The sequence below is a fragment of the Streptomyces sp. HUAS 31 genome, from assembly GCF_028198125.1.
Lineage (GTDB): Bacteria > Actinomycetota > Actinomycetes > Streptomycetales > Streptomycetaceae > Streptomyces > Streptomyces chartreusis.
This window is the reverse complement of the sequence record NZ_CP116353.1, coordinates 3,692,519-3,708,850: the sequence shown is the minus strand read 5'-3', so window position 1 is coordinate 3,708,850 and position 16,332 is coordinate 3,692,519. Positions and strand designations below refer to the sequence as shown.

General features: G+C 67.8%; 14 protein-coding genes. 6 read left to right on the top strand and 8 right to left on the bottom strand.

Annotation, left to right across the window (positions count from 1 at the left end; genetic code table 11):
* The first annotated feature begins 118 nt into the window (after nt 1-118).
* A complete protein-coding gene (locus tag PGH47_RS16345; RefSeq protein ID WP_271664055.1) occupies nt 119-790 on the top strand; it encodes an ATP-binding protein in 672 nt (223 codons plus the stop codon).
* Here the strand turns inward: PGH47_RS16345 and PGH47_RS16340 are convergent.
* The 5 genes from PGH47_RS16340 to PGH47_RS16320 form a co-directional block, all read right to left on the bottom strand.
* Entirely contained in the window at nt 745-1,719 is a 975-nt protein-coding gene (locus PGH47_RS16340) for a hypothetical protein (protein WP_271664054.1), read from the bottom strand. The two genes, PGH47_RS16345 and PGH47_RS16340, sit on opposite strands and share 46 nt — an antisense overlap.
* A gap of 28 nt (nt 1,720-1,747) precedes the next feature.
* A complete protein-coding gene (locus tag PGH47_RS16335; RefSeq protein WP_271664053.1) occupies nt 1,748-2,746 on the bottom strand; it encodes a hypothetical protein in 999 nt (332 codons plus the stop codon).
* A gap of 42 nt (nt 2,747-2,788) precedes the next feature.
* Entirely contained in the window at nt 2,789-5,872 is a 3,084-nt protein-coding gene (locus tag PGH47_RS16330; protein WP_271668074.1) for a DUF3427 domain-containing protein, read from the bottom strand.
* A gap of 554 nt (nt 5,873-6,426) precedes the next feature.
* Complete coding sequence (locus tag PGH47_RS16325) at nt 6,427-7,449, bottom strand: SEC-C metal-binding domain-containing protein (protein WP_271664052.1); 1,023 nt, start codon at nt 7,447-7,449, stop codon at nt 6,427-6,429.
* 263 nt (nt 7,450-7,712) lie between these two features.
* The gene (locus tag PGH47_RS16320; protein WP_271664051.1) at nt 7,713-9,185 is read right to left on the bottom strand and encodes a beta-1,6-galactanase; all 1,473 of its coding nucleotides are present in this window, start codon (nt 9,183-9,185) and stop codon (nt 7,713-7,715) included.
* A 261-nt stretch (nt 9,186-9,446) separates the two neighbouring features.
* On the opposite strand from PGH47_RS16320, the gene PGH47_RS16315 reads away from it, so the two are divergent.
* On the top strand, nt 9,447-10,241 hold the full coding sequence (locus PGH47_RS16315; protein WP_271664050.1) for a class E sortase: 795 nt from the start codon (nt 9,447-9,449) through the stop codon (nt 10,239-10,241).
* 73 nt (nt 10,242-10,314) lie between these two features.
* Here the strand turns inward: PGH47_RS16315 and PGH47_RS16310 are convergent, their stop codons facing one another.
* Nucleotides 10,315-11,745 (bottom strand): MFS transporter, encoded by a 1,431-nt coding sequence (locus PGH47_RS16310; RefSeq protein ID WP_271664049.1) that lies wholly within the window; start codon nt 11,743-11,745, stop codon nt 10,315-10,317.
* A gap of 69 nt (nt 11,746-11,814) precedes the next feature.
* Between PGH47_RS16310 and PGH47_RS16305 the strand changes: the two genes are divergently transcribed.
* The 4 genes from PGH47_RS16305 (at nt 11,815) to PGH47_RS16290 (ending at nt 14,557) form a co-directional block, all read left to right on the top strand.
* Entirely contained in the window at nt 11,815-12,342 is a 528-nt protein-coding gene (locus PGH47_RS16305) for a winged helix-turn-helix transcriptional regulator (RefSeq protein ID WP_271664048.1), read from the top strand.
* A gap of 87 nt (nt 12,343-12,429) precedes the next feature.
* Nucleotides 12,430-12,741 (top strand): DUF6412 domain-containing protein, encoded by a 312-nt coding sequence (locus tag PGH47_RS16300; RefSeq protein ID WP_271664047.1) that lies wholly within the window; start codon nt 12,430-12,432, stop codon nt 12,739-12,741.
* Nucleotides 12,742-12,858: 117 nt separating this feature from the next.
* On the top strand, nt 12,859-13,599 hold the full coding sequence (locus tag PGH47_RS16295; RefSeq protein ID WP_271664046.1) for a YidC/Oxa1 family membrane protein insertase: 741 nt from the start codon (nt 12,859-12,861) through the stop codon (nt 13,597-13,599).
* 100 nt (nt 13,600-13,699) lie between these two features.
* Complete coding sequence (locus tag PGH47_RS16290; RefSeq protein WP_271664045.1) at nt 13,700-14,557, top strand: fumarylacetoacetate hydrolase family protein; 858 nt, start codon at nt 13,700-13,702, stop codon at nt 14,555-14,557.
* Nucleotides 14,558-14,683: 126 nt separating this feature from the next.
* Here PGH47_RS16290 and PGH47_RS16285 read toward each other — a convergent pair whose 3' ends face one another.
* Both PGH47_RS16285 and PGH47_RS16280 read right to left on the bottom strand, forming a co-directional pair.
* Nucleotides 14,684-15,202 (bottom strand): heme-degrading domain-containing protein, encoded by a 519-nt coding sequence (locus PGH47_RS16285; RefSeq protein ID WP_271664044.1) that lies wholly within the window; start codon nt 15,200-15,202, stop codon nt 14,684-14,686.
* Nucleotides 15,199-16,290 (bottom strand): Gfo/Idh/MocA family protein, encoded by a 1,092-nt coding sequence (locus PGH47_RS16280; RefSeq protein ID WP_107905615.1) that lies wholly within the window; start codon nt 16,288-16,290, stop codon nt 15,199-15,201. Before PGH47_RS16280 ends, PGH47_RS16285 begins: the two co-directional genes overlap by 4 nt.
* Nucleotides 16,291-16,332: the final 42 nt, after the last annotated feature.

Below are 16,332 nucleotides of genomic sequence, written 5' to 3'. Positions count from 1 at the left end.
GACTTGGGCGCACTCCTACAAGGTGCTGATGAGAGTTCCATTTTGAGAGTTCCAATGCAACTCTGGTTGCGGGGCGACCATGCAATGCAACTCGACCCGTGATGACAGGAGTTGACCGATGTACTGCACCGTGGGACTGACGCGGGCGCCGTGGACCCTTCCATTCGCTGCAGAGCCGGCGGAGGTGGCAAGCCTCCGCCGCATCATCCGGCTGCGCTTGGAACTGTGGGGCTTACACAGTGTGGTTTCCGATGCTCAGCTCTGTGTCGATGAACTCGTGTCGAATGTCATCGACCACGTAGGAGTGGGCACGCCAGCAACCCTGGCGGTCTCCATGCGGGGCACTTGCCTGCGTATCGAAGTGCACGACCCTGACACGCAGGCTTTCCCAGCCCTCATCCGTGCAGAGGCCGATTCCGAAGCCGGGCGGGGCATGGTCCTTATCGATGCCCTGGCTGATCGCTGGGGAGTTCAGCTTCAGGGAGATAGGAAGGTCACCTGGTGCGAGATGGTGACGGAGTTGGCCACAAGCGATGGCCACTCTGGGGGTGGGCGGGTGAGCCGAGTTGAGGCTCTGGTGAGTGCTTACGAGGGTGATCGAACTCACCGGCCCTGCCCGACAGGATCCAGCGTGCTGACTATGGCGGCGGCAGAGGTAACGGCGATCGACATGATTGCCGACTTGCTTCACTGGCTCAGAGCGCACGGATGCGACCCTGACACGGCGCTTGACCGCGCACAGACTCACTTCGAAGCGGAGATCTCGGAAGCCGAGGGTAGCGCGAAGTAGGGTTCGGTCCAGTCAACGGCGCCGTCAGCGTTGGCCTGGGCTACGTGCTGCAATAGAAGAGCCGTGCCATTCTGGATGTCCACCTCAGCATCCTTGCCTAGAAGGCGTGTTGTGATGGGGATCGAGGGGTAGTCGACACCCAGCAACCTCGCAATGTGCTCGAACTCTATGTTTTCGTTTCGAGTGCCGAGCTTGCCATGGAGGTAGTCTCGCAGGCGCGAGCAAATGTCGAGCATGGCATTTCCGCTGTCGGTGAGGTGGTAGATGCCGCCTTGAAGGCTCTCGCTGGCAAGGAATCCGATGATGAAGAGACGTTCGGTCTCGTACTTCAGCGGTTCCAGGCTTACATTCAGCGCCTTTGCCATGTTTCTGTGGCTTCGATACCCGCTCCTCTTGACATGCGAGAGGATAGCTATGGGGAGGCCGGGGCGTTTTGAAGAAGCGAAGCGCATCACGTCCTGGGGAGTGAGCCCTCCAAGTGTGACATGAAGGAGGAGATCTCTCGTTATCTCCTCCTTCAAGGTGCGATATATGGCCTGCCGAGCCCTTTCGTTCCCTGCGTCGAAATCTGGTGGAACCCAGAAGACGCGCAGGCGTGATAGTCGATCCCGGTAAGGGCCCCTTAGGTAGGACTGAGTTACTTCGGTGAAGCGTGCGCGATGTCGGCTTTCATGGCGCGCGATGTATATAGCGGCATGGATGTCATCTTCGTTGACGAACGTCCTGACGTCCTTGTCTATGCCATCTCCGCCATGCTGCCACAAGGTTTGCCCGGCAACTACCTTCGACCAGTCCCTCTTGAGGTCGCATGAGAAGTCAAAAAGCTTGCGCTGACCTTCTGCGTAGCCGAACAGCCTGGATTTTGAGGCGTCCTCCATGATGCTCAGGGCAGTGGCTGAAAGGAAGTCATGTTCCGGTGATGACGCCATGGCGACTCCAAGAGAGGGGTGAGTAGTGCTATTTGGCTGCGCGTCGTGTGTATCCTGTGGCGTCTTGATATATGAGGTCTATTCCCTCAGTGTGCAGAAAGTTCAACAGGTCTTCTTGGGGCTTCTCGGGTAGCAGTACTGAGAGCTTGGGATTGCGCGGCCTGATATGCCGTACGTAGTCCTTCAGTTGACCTACAGCCGTGCGCACTTCCTCGCGGCTGCTCTCGCCGCGCACCGAGTAGAGTTCGTGTTCGGTGGCGTCGTAGAGGTCGGTTTTCAAGATGATCGTCGTGCCCGCGATCTTTATCTGGTAAGCAAAGATCTCATGCTGCTGCTTTTTCAGCTCGCCTAGATACTGATCCCGCAGGTCTGATTGGCGAAGGTCGGCTATGGAGCTCGGCTGGGCGGCACGCCTGCTCTCCGAGGCTCGCCGCTTCTTCGGCTTTACCATCTTGGGCTCGATCATCCTGCCTGTGACCACATTCGCCGAAACCCGATGAGCATCGGTTTGGTTCGCAGGTGTGATGACGTCCTTCGCGAGGCGCTCGTAGTCACCGATCGGCCGCATGCGGAAGACGATGATGCTACGCCGCCGGTTTTCCTCGTCGCCCGCTTCACGTACGGTATAAGGCTGTTCCGGGTCCAACGTGAACTCGCCTATATATCGCTGCTGTTTGGCGGCAGACTTGGAGCCGGGGACTTTCCCCATGGCCATGAATACGCGCAGAGACTTTCCAACTTCTCCGTGGTAGAGGACTGCCGCGTTGCGTGAGCCGTTCCGGCCGAGAAACGTTTGGTCTCCACGAATGCCTTGGCCCGTGTACTCAAACACGGGCCCTAGCTCGTCCTCTTCCTCTAGCCAGCCATCCTCGTAGCCGTACTTCTTCCCGCTTTCGTGATCTACGTAGATCAGGATGTTTCGGGTGGAGTCAGATGGGATGATCCCGCCTTGGGTCCCGCCGCCGAAGACTGCCTTCATCTCTTCGCGCGTGGTCAACAGACCGGGCCTGATCGAAGCTAAGTCCATGCGGTGACGTTAGCTGATCGCTCTGACATTGACTGTGATCAGCTAGCCAGCAGTGATGCCCGAGTACGACCAGACGTCCGCAGGTAGCTCGTAATGCAGCCGCCAGGTGATGGCCATCGGCTTGCTGCCCTCGTGGCTGACATAGGTTGCCGGGCCGAGCAGCATCCAAGGCTGCGCCTTGCCGATGTCGGTGTCCTTGTAGCGCCGCATGAACAGCAGTACGTGGCTTCCGCGTTGAGTGTGCTGCTGGTACCGCTGGCCAGTGGGTGAGGTCTCTGCCGTTGTGCTCTGTGACTCCCAGTGGAACAGGGAGGGGGCCAGCGCGTAGTCCTTGTAGCGGACGGTGGGGGAGAAGTCCTTCTCGTTCTTTTCCAGGGTGATCAGCAGGGCGTCCGTCTGGTTCGACTCGTCCCACAGGACACCCTGTGCGAACGATCCGGGCATCTGGCCGCCGAGGCGAGCGACGCCGAGCGCGGCCAAGATTTCCGAGCGGTTGTACGCACTGTGGATCTTCAAGGGGATATGTGCGTGCGGGCCCTCCAAAGGAATGGGGAAGTGGTCCGCTTGCCCCATTACATGGTCGAGTACCTGCTGCACTTCGCTCCGGAGAGCTCGCTGCCCACGGAGCGATTGCAGCCCCTCTGCGTAGGAGCTGAACCCGCCAGCCTTGTCCCAAAGGTTGAAGAAGAGCATGCGTGCGTAGGTTTGGTCCGTTGGACTCAGTGACTCGTACCGCGGGGCGTCATCGCTCAACAGGCGGGCGTATGCGTCAGCACGTTCGCGGTCATCGACGTGCAAGAACGCATGTACGCGCTTCAGCAGGTCTTCCTCGCCCGGCTGCTCCGGCAGTTTGGCTAGGCCGGCCCGGCGCAGGACTGACGTCCATGAGTTGCTCGACTTGTACAGCTCCCGGATCTCGCGGCGGCTCTCCTTGAGATAGTCCGCGAGGAGCGGCGTACCGAAGACTCTCACTTCCTTAGCGAGGGTCTGCACAGTCGCCTTGATCTGGGTGCGGATGTTGTCCAGGACCAGATCCTTGGACTTGCCCTCAAGAATGATCTGGCAGCCGGACGGCAGCATGGGGAAGTCATGCTCAACGTGCTCAAGGAGTCGGTTACGAGACAGGTTGGTCATCGCCCGGAACTGCTCTTCGAAGCGGAACTCGGCGCGGTGCTGGCCGATGAAGTCGAGCACAGTGAGCACAGGCTTGTCGGGCGTGCGGCGCAGGCCTCGACCAAGCTGCTGTAGGAAGACGGTGGCGCTGCTGGTTGGGCGCAGAAGTAGCAGTGTGTCGACGTCCGGGATGTCCAAGCCTTCGTTGAAGAGGTCCACGGAGAAGATGACTTGGATCTCGCCGGTCTTGAGCTGGGACAGAACTTGGTCACGGACTTCGGGCCGAGACGCGCTGTCCAGGGCCTCCGCTTTGAAGCCTGCCTCTTGGAAACACTTCGCCATGAAGTGAGCGTGTTTCCTGCTGACGCAGAAGCCGAGCGCCCGCATGCTCATGGGGTCGGACACCTTGTCCCGCACCTGCTTGATGACGATGCGGGCTCGGGCGTGGTCAGCGGAGAACAGGTCACCGAGCTGACCCTGGTCGTAGGTCCCTGAACGCCAGTTGAGCCGAGAGAGGTCGGTGCCGTCGGGCACACCGAAGTAGTGGAATGGGCAGAGGAGGTCGTTGTCGAGGGCCTCCCATAGCCGCATTTCGGCTGCGATCCGCCCCTCGAAGAAGGTGTCTTGCACGTTGAGGCCATCAGCTCGCTCGGGGGTGGCAGTCAGGCCCAGCAGTTGCTTCGGCTTGAAGTGGTTGAGCACGCGGCGATACGTCGCAGCCGTCGCGTGATGGAACTCGTCGATGACGATGATGTCGAAGTGTTCCGGGGCGAACTGGTCGAGACGCTGGTCGGTGAGCGACTGGACACTCGCGAAGACGTGCTTCCAGTCGCGCGGCAGCTCGCCGGAGAAGAGCACTTCGCCGAACGAAGCATCATCGAGTACTTCGCGGTACTTGCGCAGCGACTGCCTGAGGATCTCTTTGCGGTGTGCCACGAAGAGAAGCCGTGGGTACTGCTTGCCGCCCGACTCCTTGTGTAGATCGCGGTAGTCAAGTGCGGCCATAACCGTCTTGCCTGTACCAGTCGCTGCAACCAGCAGGTTGTGTTGGTGGCCATGAACCTCACGCGCGACACGTAGCCGCTCCAGCATGTCGGCCTGATGGGGGTAGGGCCGCACTTCAAGGCCAGAGAGGCTGATCTTGGCATCCTGGCTCGACGTCGATCCGCCCGCGGCGCGCAGGGCGTCGTCCAGCTTGTGGGCGTCGCGATCCGGGTCGTACGGCTCGAAAGCGATGTCGTTCCAGTACGCATCGAAGGTGGCCTCGAACTTGTTCAGTACGGCCGGAGTGGCCACCGACGAGAGGCGCACGTTCCATTCCAGGCCATCGAGTAGCGCGGCTTTCGAGAGGTTGGAGCTACCGACGTACGCCGTATCGAAGCCGCTCTGGCGGCGAAACAGCCAGGCTTTTGCGTGCAGGCGCGTGGAGCGGATCTCGTAGTTGACCCTCACCTCAGCGCCGAAGTCGCGGACGAGTCGGTCGAGAGCATGGCGGTCTGTGGCGCCGATGTAGGTCGTGGTGATGACGCGGATGGGGATGCCTCGTTCTGCGGCGGCACGCAGGGAGTCTTCGAGTACGCGCAGGCCATACCACTTCACGAAAGCGCAGAGGAGATCAATGCGGTCAGCTGTGGCAAGCTCGGCGCGCAACTCGCTCCCGAGGCTCGGATCCTCGGGGGAGTTGGTGATGAGGGCAGTCTCTGAGAGCGGCGTGAGGGGGCGTACCGCGTAGACGCCAGGGGCTTCTTTCTCCGCCAGGGCTAGGAGCTGGCGGGGGCCATCAGCAATGACCTCGACGGCGTCGCTGTTGCCCGGGTCGGCTGGGTCAGATGCGAGTGCCTGAATGATCTGATTCGCCACAGCGACGCGTTTGTCATGCGGCAGCTGACTAAGCCGTCGGCCTACGGCCTGGCTGATGTGTCGGGCAAGTATATGGGGTGACGATTCTTCGCTTACCTCGTCATCGATGGCTTTCCACCCCGCCCCGCTCAACTGATCCATCTGCGCTTGCATGCGCTCGGTGACGAGTTCCTCGTAAACACCCGCGACAGGCTGCGACAGATCCCTCGGCTGAGCCACGCTGATTTCCCCAATCCCCACACAGCAATGACTCTGTTGTAGCAGGCGACACCGACAGCCCCACGGACGATGTGCGTCTCTTCGCAGGCGCCGTTGAGCCGCCCGCTTCTTTGGGCAGTGTCGTGCTTCCGCGAGCCGCGTCAAGGGCGCTTCACTCCGCTGCGCTGCGTTCCGCGTCGGCTGCGCCGATGGCCCTGCGGGCCACCCTTGACCCGGCCCGCTCCAGCACGGGGGAGAAGCGAGCGGGCGGCCCGGAGGGATGGGTGGCCCAGGTGGGGTGGGGAGAGGTCGGCCGGGTGGTTGGCGGGGTTGGGGGCGCGCCGGCAGGTCAGGGCACGCCGGGTCGGCTCAGCGGCTGACCTCCGGTGGGTGGTGGGTGCCGCGAGTGTCAGGCCGGTGGGCGGGCGCCGAGGGTGTCAGGTCAGAGGGTTGGGCGCCGCGGGGGGCAACGGCGCGGGCGGGTGCCGGTGGGATGGGTGCCGTCGGTATCAGGCCGGGGCCTGGGCTCCGTGGCACTCTCCGTATGACTGGCCCGAGCCGCACCAGCAAGCCGATCCGCGCTGTGGCGGCCAAGCCACCGCTCGGCCTCGCGCGGCGAGTGTTGTTGCGTACTGCGGGAGCAGGGTCGCGTCCTCCGGGGAGGAGAGTTCCGAGGCGGCGAAGGCCTCGTAGGACGGGACCGTGCCTGTGACGATGCCCAGGTTCGGGGTGCCGGAGGTCGAGAGTTCTCGGAGGGAGCTCTCTATCGTCGTCAGGTGGTCCTCGTGGGAGGGGTACTCCGCGGTGAGGGACGGGTACGCGGTCAGGAGTTCCGTCAGTTCGGCTGTCGTCCAGTGCAGGACCGCCACGGGGAAGGGGCGTGACAGGGCCTCGCGGTAGGCGCCCAGTTCCGCTCGGAGGCGGGAGATCTCCGCCTCCAGTTCCGCCGGGTTCTCCGAGCCCAGGGACCACACGCGCTTGGGGTCGTGGAGCTCGTCCAGGGAGACCGGCATCGAGTGCAGGGTGTCCGCGAACGTGTCCCACTCGTCGTGCGGGGCGCCCAGCATCCGGCGGACCCGATGGCGGCCGAAGAGGAGGGTGTGGGTGGCGTACGGGGGCTCCGCCACGTCCGTCAGGAGGAGCTGCACGCCCTCCGTGAACGTCTCCTGCGCCTGCTCCAGCTCGTCGTGATTCTCCAGCGCCTCCGCCACGATCACCCAGGGGGCCGGCTCGCGCGGGGCGGCTGCCCGGACGCCGTCGATGATCGCGCGGGCCTCTGCCTCGTGGCCGTACTCCCACAGGTTCGAGGCCTTCAGGGCGCGTACCAGGTGGGGGTGCTCCAGGGGCGTCGACGACGACAGCAGGTTGTCGTAGAGCGCGGTCGCGGCGGGGCGGTCGCCGGACAGTTCCAGGTGGGCCGCGGCCCGCAGCAGCAGGGCCTCGGCGTCCTCCGGGTAGAGGCCGGCGGTTCGCTCCAGGCGTGCCGCTTCGGCGGTGTGGTCGACGTTTTCGGCAGGCGTGTCGGGGCGCATGGGGGACACCGTACTGCCCATGGCTGACGGAGGAGAGAACAGAGGGGGGAAGAGGGTGCAGATATTGCCTGGTCGAGGCGGCGCGGTCCGAGGGAGCGTGACGCGATCGCGATCGCGATCGCGATCGCGATCGCGATCGCGGGCGCGGGCGCGGGGAGAGCTCGGCCGAGCCGACGGCGCTGCGGGCTCGGCCGAGCCGCGGCCGGTGCGGTAGGGCTCGGTCGTGCCAGGGCCCGTGCCCGGGGTCGCGTCACGCCGGCGTCTCAGATCACCACGCCGTCGATCTGCAACGTCTGCACCGACTGTGCCGCGAACGGCACCGCCACCGACTTCCCGCTCAGGTACGTGTTCGAGTACGACCGGTATTGGTCGCCGCCCGTCGTCACCGTGTTCCAGCGCGGGACCAGGCCGCCCGTGCCGCCGGAGACCGTGGTGAAGCGGGAGAGGTCGAAGGTGAGGGTCTGGGCCGAGGTGGAGGTGTTCACCGCGACTATCACCAGGCGGCGGGCCGAGGCGTCGTAGGCCGCCGCCGCGTAGCTCACGCCCGTGTCCAGGATCCGCATGCCGGGGCGGATATGGCGGCTGAACTGTGCCAGTACGTAGTACTTGGTCTGGATTGTGGTGGGCTGGAGCGTGTTCGCGTCGTAGGCGATCAGTGCCCAGCCCGTCGTCGGGTCCATGACCTGCCAGTAGCACCAGGCCGCCGGGTGCAGCCAGCGGAAGTCGTAGCAGAGGTTGGAGGCCAGGGTGAGGCCGGTGCCGTCGCCGTCGCCCGTCTCCGAGTTCCACAGCTTCTTGCCGGATGTGGTGACCACGTCCGTGTAGAGGAGGTCGCGGCGGCCGCCCGAGCCCTGGTAGCCGTGCACATTGACCTGGCTGACCAGCGCCTTGGTGGCGGAGTTGTAGGACGACCACGTCGAGCGGGCGGTGTCGTAGTTCGTCTCGTCCGAGGCCGAGATACGGATGCCCGACAGGCCACGCTTGTCCAACTCGCTTCGCATGTACGGGAGTACGGCCGCCTGGACGGCCGGGTCCATGTGGCAGCCCTCCTGGGTGCCGGTGGCGGTCCACCAGTTGGAGGCCGGCTCGTTGAAGGGGTCGACCGTCGCGAAGTTCACGCCCCAGTTCGACTTCGCGTACAACGCCGTCGCCGCCAGGTGTGAGGCGTGCTGGCGGTAGTTCCAGGTCTGGAGGTTGTTGCCGCCGCCCGCCGCGCCCGACGGGTTGTGGTTGGAACACATCCACCACATGGGGGAGTTGGCGAACAGCTCCGTCGTCGCGCCTCGCTGCGTCGCCTTCACCAGCATCGCGCGCTGGTTGGCGTCCGCCGTCCACTTCCAGGCGGAGGAGGTGGGGTCCTCGTTGTTCCAGTCCTGCCAGAAGCCCTCGATCTGCTTGAAGCCGGGGATGTTCGCCGACTCGGCCATCGACTCGCCGCCCACGCTGTTCCAGCTGCACGCGCCGAGGTTGTAGCGGGCGATGTTGAGGCCGAGGCCGGGCAGTGCCGTGCCGTCGTAGGTCACCGACTTGGTGGTGAAGAAGAGGTCGGCGAAGTCGTCCCGGGCGCCGAAGGCGTTCGCCCACCAGGCCAGCGAGGTGCCCCAGCCTTCCCAAGTGCCGTACGAAGTACCGGGGTTGACGGCGACGGTCGCGTCCGCGTGTGCGGTGCCCGTGGCCAGGGCGCCGCCGAGGAACGCGCCGCCTGTCGCCGCCAGCAGAGTTCTGCGTCGGATCATGACTTCTCCGCTTCGCTCAACGGCCGGTGTCGGCGGTGCCGCCGTCGAACCGGCTCCATGGCTTGTCCCGTTCATGCCGACACGAAGCATCGGGTGTGGCGCGTGGGGTTGTCGAGAGTTCCGACAGCCCTTTCTCAAACCTGTGGAGGAAGTGTTCGGGGGGTCGGACGCGTGGAGTGTTCAGGGCAGGGCGCGCATGGGTCTGGAGACCTCGCCCCGCGGCACCTATCGTGCGGGCGGCTCCGGTGAAGGAGGCTTGAGATGGGGCGGGTTCGCGTCGTGCGGCACAGCGGGCTGCGGCGGCGTGCCGCGCGGCGGCGGGTGCTGTGGGCCGGCGGGGAGGTGCTCGTCACCGTGGGGGTCGCGCTTCTGCTGCTGGTCGTCCACCAGATGTGGTGGACCAACCGGGAGGCCAGAGCCGGCGCCGAGCGTGAGGTCCGGGCACTGGAGCGCTCCTGGGACGGCGGGGGAGGCGAGGGTGGCGAGGGTGGCGGGGAGTCCCTTACGGCCGTCCCGGAGGCATCGGATCCGCCCGCGTCCGACGGGGCGTCCGGGCGGTCCGCCGGCGGGGCCGGGCGCCCTGCCGCAGCGCCCGCGCCCGACTGGTCCAAGGCCTACGCCATCCTCACCGTCCCGCGGCTGAACCTCCGCGTCCCCGTCGCCGAGGGCATCAGCAGGAGCGGCGTCCTGAACAAGGGCTACGTCGGCCACTACCCCGGCACCCAACAGCCGGGCCAGGCCGGCAACTTCGCGCTCGCCGGGCACCGCAACACCCACGGCGAGCCCTTCCGGTACATCAACCGGCTGGAGCCGAAGGACACGGTCCGCGTCGAGACGCGCAGTGCGACGTACACGTACGCCGTCGACCGGACCCTGCGGCAGACGGCCGCCCGCGACGGCGGCGTGATCCGGCCGATCCCGCGCTCCACGGTCCGGCCGGACCACGGGTACGACGAGCCCGGCTACTACCTCACCCTCACCACCTGCACCCCCGAGTACACGTCGAAGTACCGGCTGGTGGTGTGGGGCAAGCTCGTCTCGATGCGGCCGCGTTGAGGCGCGGTGTCTCCGAGCCGTTCCGTTGAGGCGTCGTTTCCGTGCGGCCACGTCGAGGCGCCGGCGGCCCGTGTCAGGCCGCGCGCTCCCGCAGTGCCACCACGCCCACCGCCGCCAGCAGCGCGAGCCCCGCCGAGACCAGCATCGCGATGTCCGCGCCCCGGGCCAGGCCGCCCGCGGAGGACGTGGCGAGGGCGATGGTCAGGGCGACGCCGGCGCAGGAGCCGATGTAGCGGAAGGTCTGCTGGGCGCCGGAGCCCATCGCGGCGCGCTGGGGCGGCACCGACTCCACCGAGAGCAGCGGCAGCGCGGCGTTGAGCAGGCCGCTGCCCACGCCCGCGATCAGCAGGCCGGGCAGCAGCCGGGGCCAGGAGCCCGCGCCGATCGCGCCGAGCATCGCCAGGGTGCCGCCCGCGTGCAGGACGAAACCGATGGCGAGCTGGATGCGGGGCGACACCCGGCCGCCCAGCCGTCGGGCCTGGAGGGCCACCGCGAAGGACAGGCCGGACCACAGCAGGAACAGCCATGCCGTCTCCATCGCGGACAGGCCGAGCGTCTGCTGGAGCAGCGCCGGCAGGAAGCTGAACAGGCCGATCACCGCGAGTCCGGTGAACAGGCCGCCGGCGGAGGACGCGAGGAAGCGGGGGCGGCGCAGCAGGGACAGGTCGATCATCGGGGTCGCGGTGCGGCGCTCCAGTACGACGAAGAGGCCCAGCAGGGCGACCGCCGCCAGGAGCAGCAGGCCCACGGGTGCCCGCAGCCAGCCGTCGCGGCCCAGGGTCAGTGCCGCGACCAGGGAGACCAGGGCCAGTCCGAAGGTCACGGCGCCGGCGAGGTCGGGGCGGCCACCGCGCGGGGCCCGCGACTCCGACAGGGCTCGCGTGGACAGGGCCGCCACGATCAGCGCGGCGGTGGCCAGGACGCCGTAGGCCAGGCGCCAGTTCGGTATCGCGCCGGTGACGACCGGGCCCAGTGCGATGCCGCCGCTGACGAAGGCGCCCCAGACGCCGGTCGCGTGCAGCCGGCCGCGCGGGTCGGGGAAGGCGTGCACGATCAGGCCGAGGCTGCTGGCGAGGAGCGCCGCGCTCGCCCCGCCCTGGGCGATGCGGGCCAGCGTGAAGAGCCAGGTGTTCGTCGTGAGCGCGCCCAGGGCGGTGGTGATGCCGAGGGCGAAGGTGCCTGCGACGAAGATCCGGCGGCGGCCGTAGTCGTCGGCGAGGCTGCCGGCCACCAGCAGCAGGGCGGCGAGGCCGAGCGGGGTGCCGTTGAGGAGCCAGGCCTGGGCGGAGAGCGGGGTGTGCAGGGCGGCGGCGGTCTGGGGGAGCGTGACCATCGGCGCCGTGTAGGTCATCAGGGCGACGGCGGTGGCGGCGCTGGTCAGGGCGAGGGTGGCGCGCCGGTTCGGGGCCGGTTCGGCGGCGGGCGCGTGCGCGGGGGCGTCCTGCGGTGCGGCCGTAGCCGTGGCGACCGGCTCGGCGAGAGTTCGTTCATTGAACCTGGGCATGCGGCCACCGTAGCACTCTTAGGTTCGTTCATTGAACCAAGAAGGTGAAAAGGGTCTACAGTGGACGGCATGGCATTGGGCAAGGACTACGCGACACAGCAGTGCTCGATCGCCCGGGCGCTGGAGATCGTCGGCGAGCGCTGGACGCTCCTCGTCATCCGGGACGCCCTCTACGGCGTCCGCCGCTACAACGACTTCCTCGTCCATCTCGGCATCCCGCGCGCCGTCCTGGCCGCCCGCCTCCAGACGCTCACCACCGAGGGGATCCTCGAGAAGCGCCGGTACCAGCAGTCGCCGCCGCGCGACGAGTACGTCATCACCGAGCGCGGCATCGCCCTGTGGCCCACCCTGCGCTCGCTCGGCCTGTGGGGGCGCGAGCACCTCGACGAGGCCCGGCTGCGCTACTTCCTGCACGCGCAGTGCGGTACGGAACTCGGGCCGTACGGCGAGTGCCCGGCCTGCGCAACCGTCGTACCCGTCGCGGACGTCCTCATGACGCCGGGGCCCGCGCTCGATCCGGACCCGGCGGATCCGGTCAGCCGGGCGCTGCTGAAGCCCAGGCGGCTGTTGCAGCCCATCGAAGCCGGGTCGGCGTGAGGGATCCTGTATAACGAAACAGACGAACGTCAGGGCGAGCGACACCGCGGACACGCCGCGCAGGGACACGAGGGGGAGGTGGCGCCGATGATCCGCCGACTGGCCAATCTGCGTCCCGCCGCCGCACTCCTGCTGCTCTTCCTGGAGATCGCGCTGCTGGACACCGGCAGCCTCTCCGCGACCGTCGCGCTCGCCGCGACCGCCGCCGCCGGTTCCGCGTTCGCCGTCTGCTCCCTGCTGGCCTCGCGCGCAGCGCCCGCCGTGCCGCCCACGCGGGTGCGTACGGCCATCCGCGACCGGGCCCGCCGTACGGCCTTCCTCCCGCAACGCGACCCCGACGCCTCGGGCCGGCCACGGCCCAGGGCACCCGGGCACGCCCTCCCGGCGACCGCCGCGTAGGGCACGCACCTCAGCTCGCACACCCCTGTCGTGTGACCCCGCGCGGGTCGTCATGCCGCCATGCCGTTTCCCGGCATCTCTCCATCCGGCACGACGAGACCCCCGGAGGGCTCATCCATGTCTGTTTTCGCCGACCTTGTTCAGCGGCTCGCCGATCTGCTCGACCCGCTGTTCGGCGCCGGTGCGGCCGCCGCCGCGATCATCCTGTTCACCGCGCTCGTACGACTGCTCGTCCATCCGCTGTCCCGGGCCGCCGCGCGCGGGCAGAAGGCGCGGGCCGAGTTGCAGCCGAAGATCGCCGAGCTGCGCAAGAAGCACGCCAAGAGCCCAGAGAAGCTCCAGCAGGCCGTGATGGAACTGCACGCCGAGGAGAAGGTGTCGCCGCTGGCGGGATGCCTGCCCGGACTGTTCCAGCTGCCCGCCTTCTTCGTCCTCTACCACCTGTTCTCGAACACGACGATCGGCGGCCGGGCCAACGAACTGCTCTCGCACCAGCTCTTCGCCGCACCCCTCGGCGACCGGTGGGCCGACGCGCTCGGCAGTGGCGGGGCGTTCGGCGGCGCGGGGCTGGTCTACGCCGGGCTGTTCGTGATCGTCGCCTGCGTCGCCGCGTTCAACTTTCGCCGTACGAAGCGGATGATGGCCGCCAATCCGGCGGTGCCGGTCGCCGACGGCCAGCCGCTCGCCGGGATGGGGGCCGTCACCAAGGTCATGCCGTTCATGTCCTTCTTCACCCTGGTCACCGTGGCGGTCGTGCCGCTGGCCGCCGCCCTGTACGTGGTGACCAGCACGACCTGGAGCGCGGTCGAGCGGGCCGCGCTCTACCGATGGCCGGGCGGCCTACGGTCCAGTACGTGAACCGGGTATTGCGGACTGGCCGTGGACCTTGGAGGATCGACCAGTCCTCCGATGGCTGCACACATCGGCGGGCGCCCCGCGATCGAGGGAGATTGTGATCATGAAGCTGCTGCGAGTCGGTACGGCGGGAGCGGAGCGGCCCGCGCTGCTCGACGCCGAGGGGACCCTGCGGGACCTGTCGGGCGTCGTGCCGGACATCGACGGGCCCCTGCTCGCCGACGACGCCGCGCTCGGCCGGATCCGGGCCGCCGCGGACGCCGGTGAGCTGCCCGCGCTGGACGCGACCGGCCTGCGCGTCGGGCCGCCGCTCGCCCGCATCGGCAAGGTCGTGTGCATCGGGCTGAACTACCACGACCACGCCCGCGAGACCGGCGCCCAGCCGCCCGCCGAGCCGGTCGTCTTCTTCAAGGCCGCGGACACGGTCGTGGGCCCGCACGACACCGTGCTGGTGCCCCGCCGGTCCACGAAGACCGACTGGGAGGTCGAACTCGCGGTCGTCATCGGACGTACGGCCCGCTACGTGGAGTCGGCCGAGGAGGCGCTCGCGCATGTCGCCGGGTACGCGGTGGCGCACGACGTGTCCGAGCGGGAGTTCCAGATCGAGCGCGGCGGGACCTGGGACAAGGGCAAGAACTGCGAGACGTTCAACCCGCTGGGCCCCTGGCTGGTGACGGCGGACGAGGTGCCGGACCCGCAGAATCTCGCCCTGCGACTGTGGGTCAACGGCGAGCTCAAGCAGGACGGCACGACGGCCGAGCAGATCTTCCCGGTGGCCGAGGTCGTGCAGTACGTCAGCCAGTTCATGACGCTGTATCCCGGCGACGTCATCAACACGGGCACCCCGGCGGGCGTGGCCATGGGCCACCCCGAGCCGAAGCCGTATCTGCGGGCCGGGGATGTGGTGGAGCTGGAGATCGAGGGGCTCGGCCGTCAGCGGCAGGAGTTCAAGGACGCCTGAGGGGTGGGGACTGCGCACAGTGCGGCGGGTGCCGGCCCGTCGTGGCCTGTCGCGCAGTTCCCCGCGCCCCTGAAAAGCGAAGAGCGAAAAGCAAAGAGCGAAAAGCAAAGAGCAGGGGCGTTGCTCCTACTGCTTGTTCAGGAACTGCTCCAGTGCCTCCGTCACCATCCGGTGGTCCTCCAGCTGGGGCAGGCCGCTCACCGTCACCGAGCCGATGACGCCCGCGCCCTCGACGTTGATGGGGAACGAGCCGCCGTGGGCCGCGTAGGTGTCGGGGTCCAGGCGGGAGGAGTCCTCGAAGGTCGTGCCCTTGGCGCGGAAGCGGGCGCCGACGATGTAGGAGGCGGAGCCGTAGCGCTCCACCACGCGGCGCTTGCGGGCGATCCAGGCGTCGTTGTCCGGGGTGGAGCCGGGCAGGGCCGCGTGGAACAGCTGCTGGCCGGACCGGTGGATGTCGATCGCGACCGGGGCCTGGCGCTCGCGGGCCATCTCGACCAGCAGGCAGCCCAGCGCCCAGGCGTCGTCGTGGGTGAACCGGGGGAAGACCAGGCGCCGTTCCTGCGCCTCCAGCTCCGCCAGCGGCGGGGTGAGTTCCGGGTGGAACTTTGGGGTGATCTCCGAACCGTGTGTCTTGCCGGGTGTCACAGCGTCACCGCCACTCCGTCGAGCGCCGAACGGCGCGCAGCTTCCAGTACGTCGAGGGTGGCGGCCGCCTCCAGGGCGGTCACCGGGTTCGGGGCGCCGTCCAGCAGGGCCTTCGCCACGGCCGCATAGTAGGCGGGGTAGTCGCCCGGCAGGGTCGCCTCCGCGCGGCCGCCGCCCGTCACCGGGGACTCCCCGGCACCCACGTGGCCCCACATCGACTCGGGCTCCACGCCCCAGTCCGCGCCGGCGCCGGGCCGCAGCCCGTCGCGCAGCGCCGCCTCCTGCGGGTCGAGGCCGTACTTGACGTAGCCCGCCTTCGAGCCCAGCACCCGGAAGCGGGGGCCGAGTTGAGCGGTCGTCGCGGAGACGTACAGGTGGGAGCGGACGCCGTTCGCGTGCGTGAGCGCGAGGAACGTGTCGTCGTCGGCCGCGGCGCCGGCCCGGCGGACGACCGCCTCGGCGTACACCTGCGTGACGGGGCCGAACAGCACCAGCGCCTGGTCGACGACATGGCTGCCGAGGTCGTACAGCAGACCTCCGATCTCTGCCGGGTCGCCGGACTCCCGCCAGCCGCCCTTCGGCTGCGGGCGCCAGCGCTCGAAGCGGGACTCGAAGCGCCATACGTCGCCCAGCTCGCCCTCGGCCAGGAGGTGGCGGAGGGTCAGGAAGTCGTTGTCCCAGCGGCGGTTCTGGAACACGGAGAGCAGCAGACCGCGCTCCTCGGCCAGCGCCGCCAGCTCGCGTGCCTCGGCCGCAGTGCCGGCGATCGGCTTGTCGACGACGACCGGAAGGCCGGCCTCAAGGGCGGCTTTCGCGAGCGGGACGTGCGTCTTGTTGGGGGACGCGATGACGAGCAGGTCGAGATCGCCGGCTCGGGCCAGCAGCTCGTCGGGTGTGGCGGCGACGCGTACGTCCGGGTGCTCGGTGCGGGCCTGCTTCTGCCGCTCGGGGTTCGAGGTGACCACCGTGTCCAGGGCGAGGCCCTCGGTGGTGGCGATCAGCGGGGCGTGGAAGACGGAGCCTGCCAGGCCGTAGCCGATCAGGCCCACGCGCAGGGGAGTAGCGGTCGTGCCGGGAGTGCCAGTCATGCGGACTACTTTGGCAACGCTGTTGCCAAAGTGCAAGCGCGG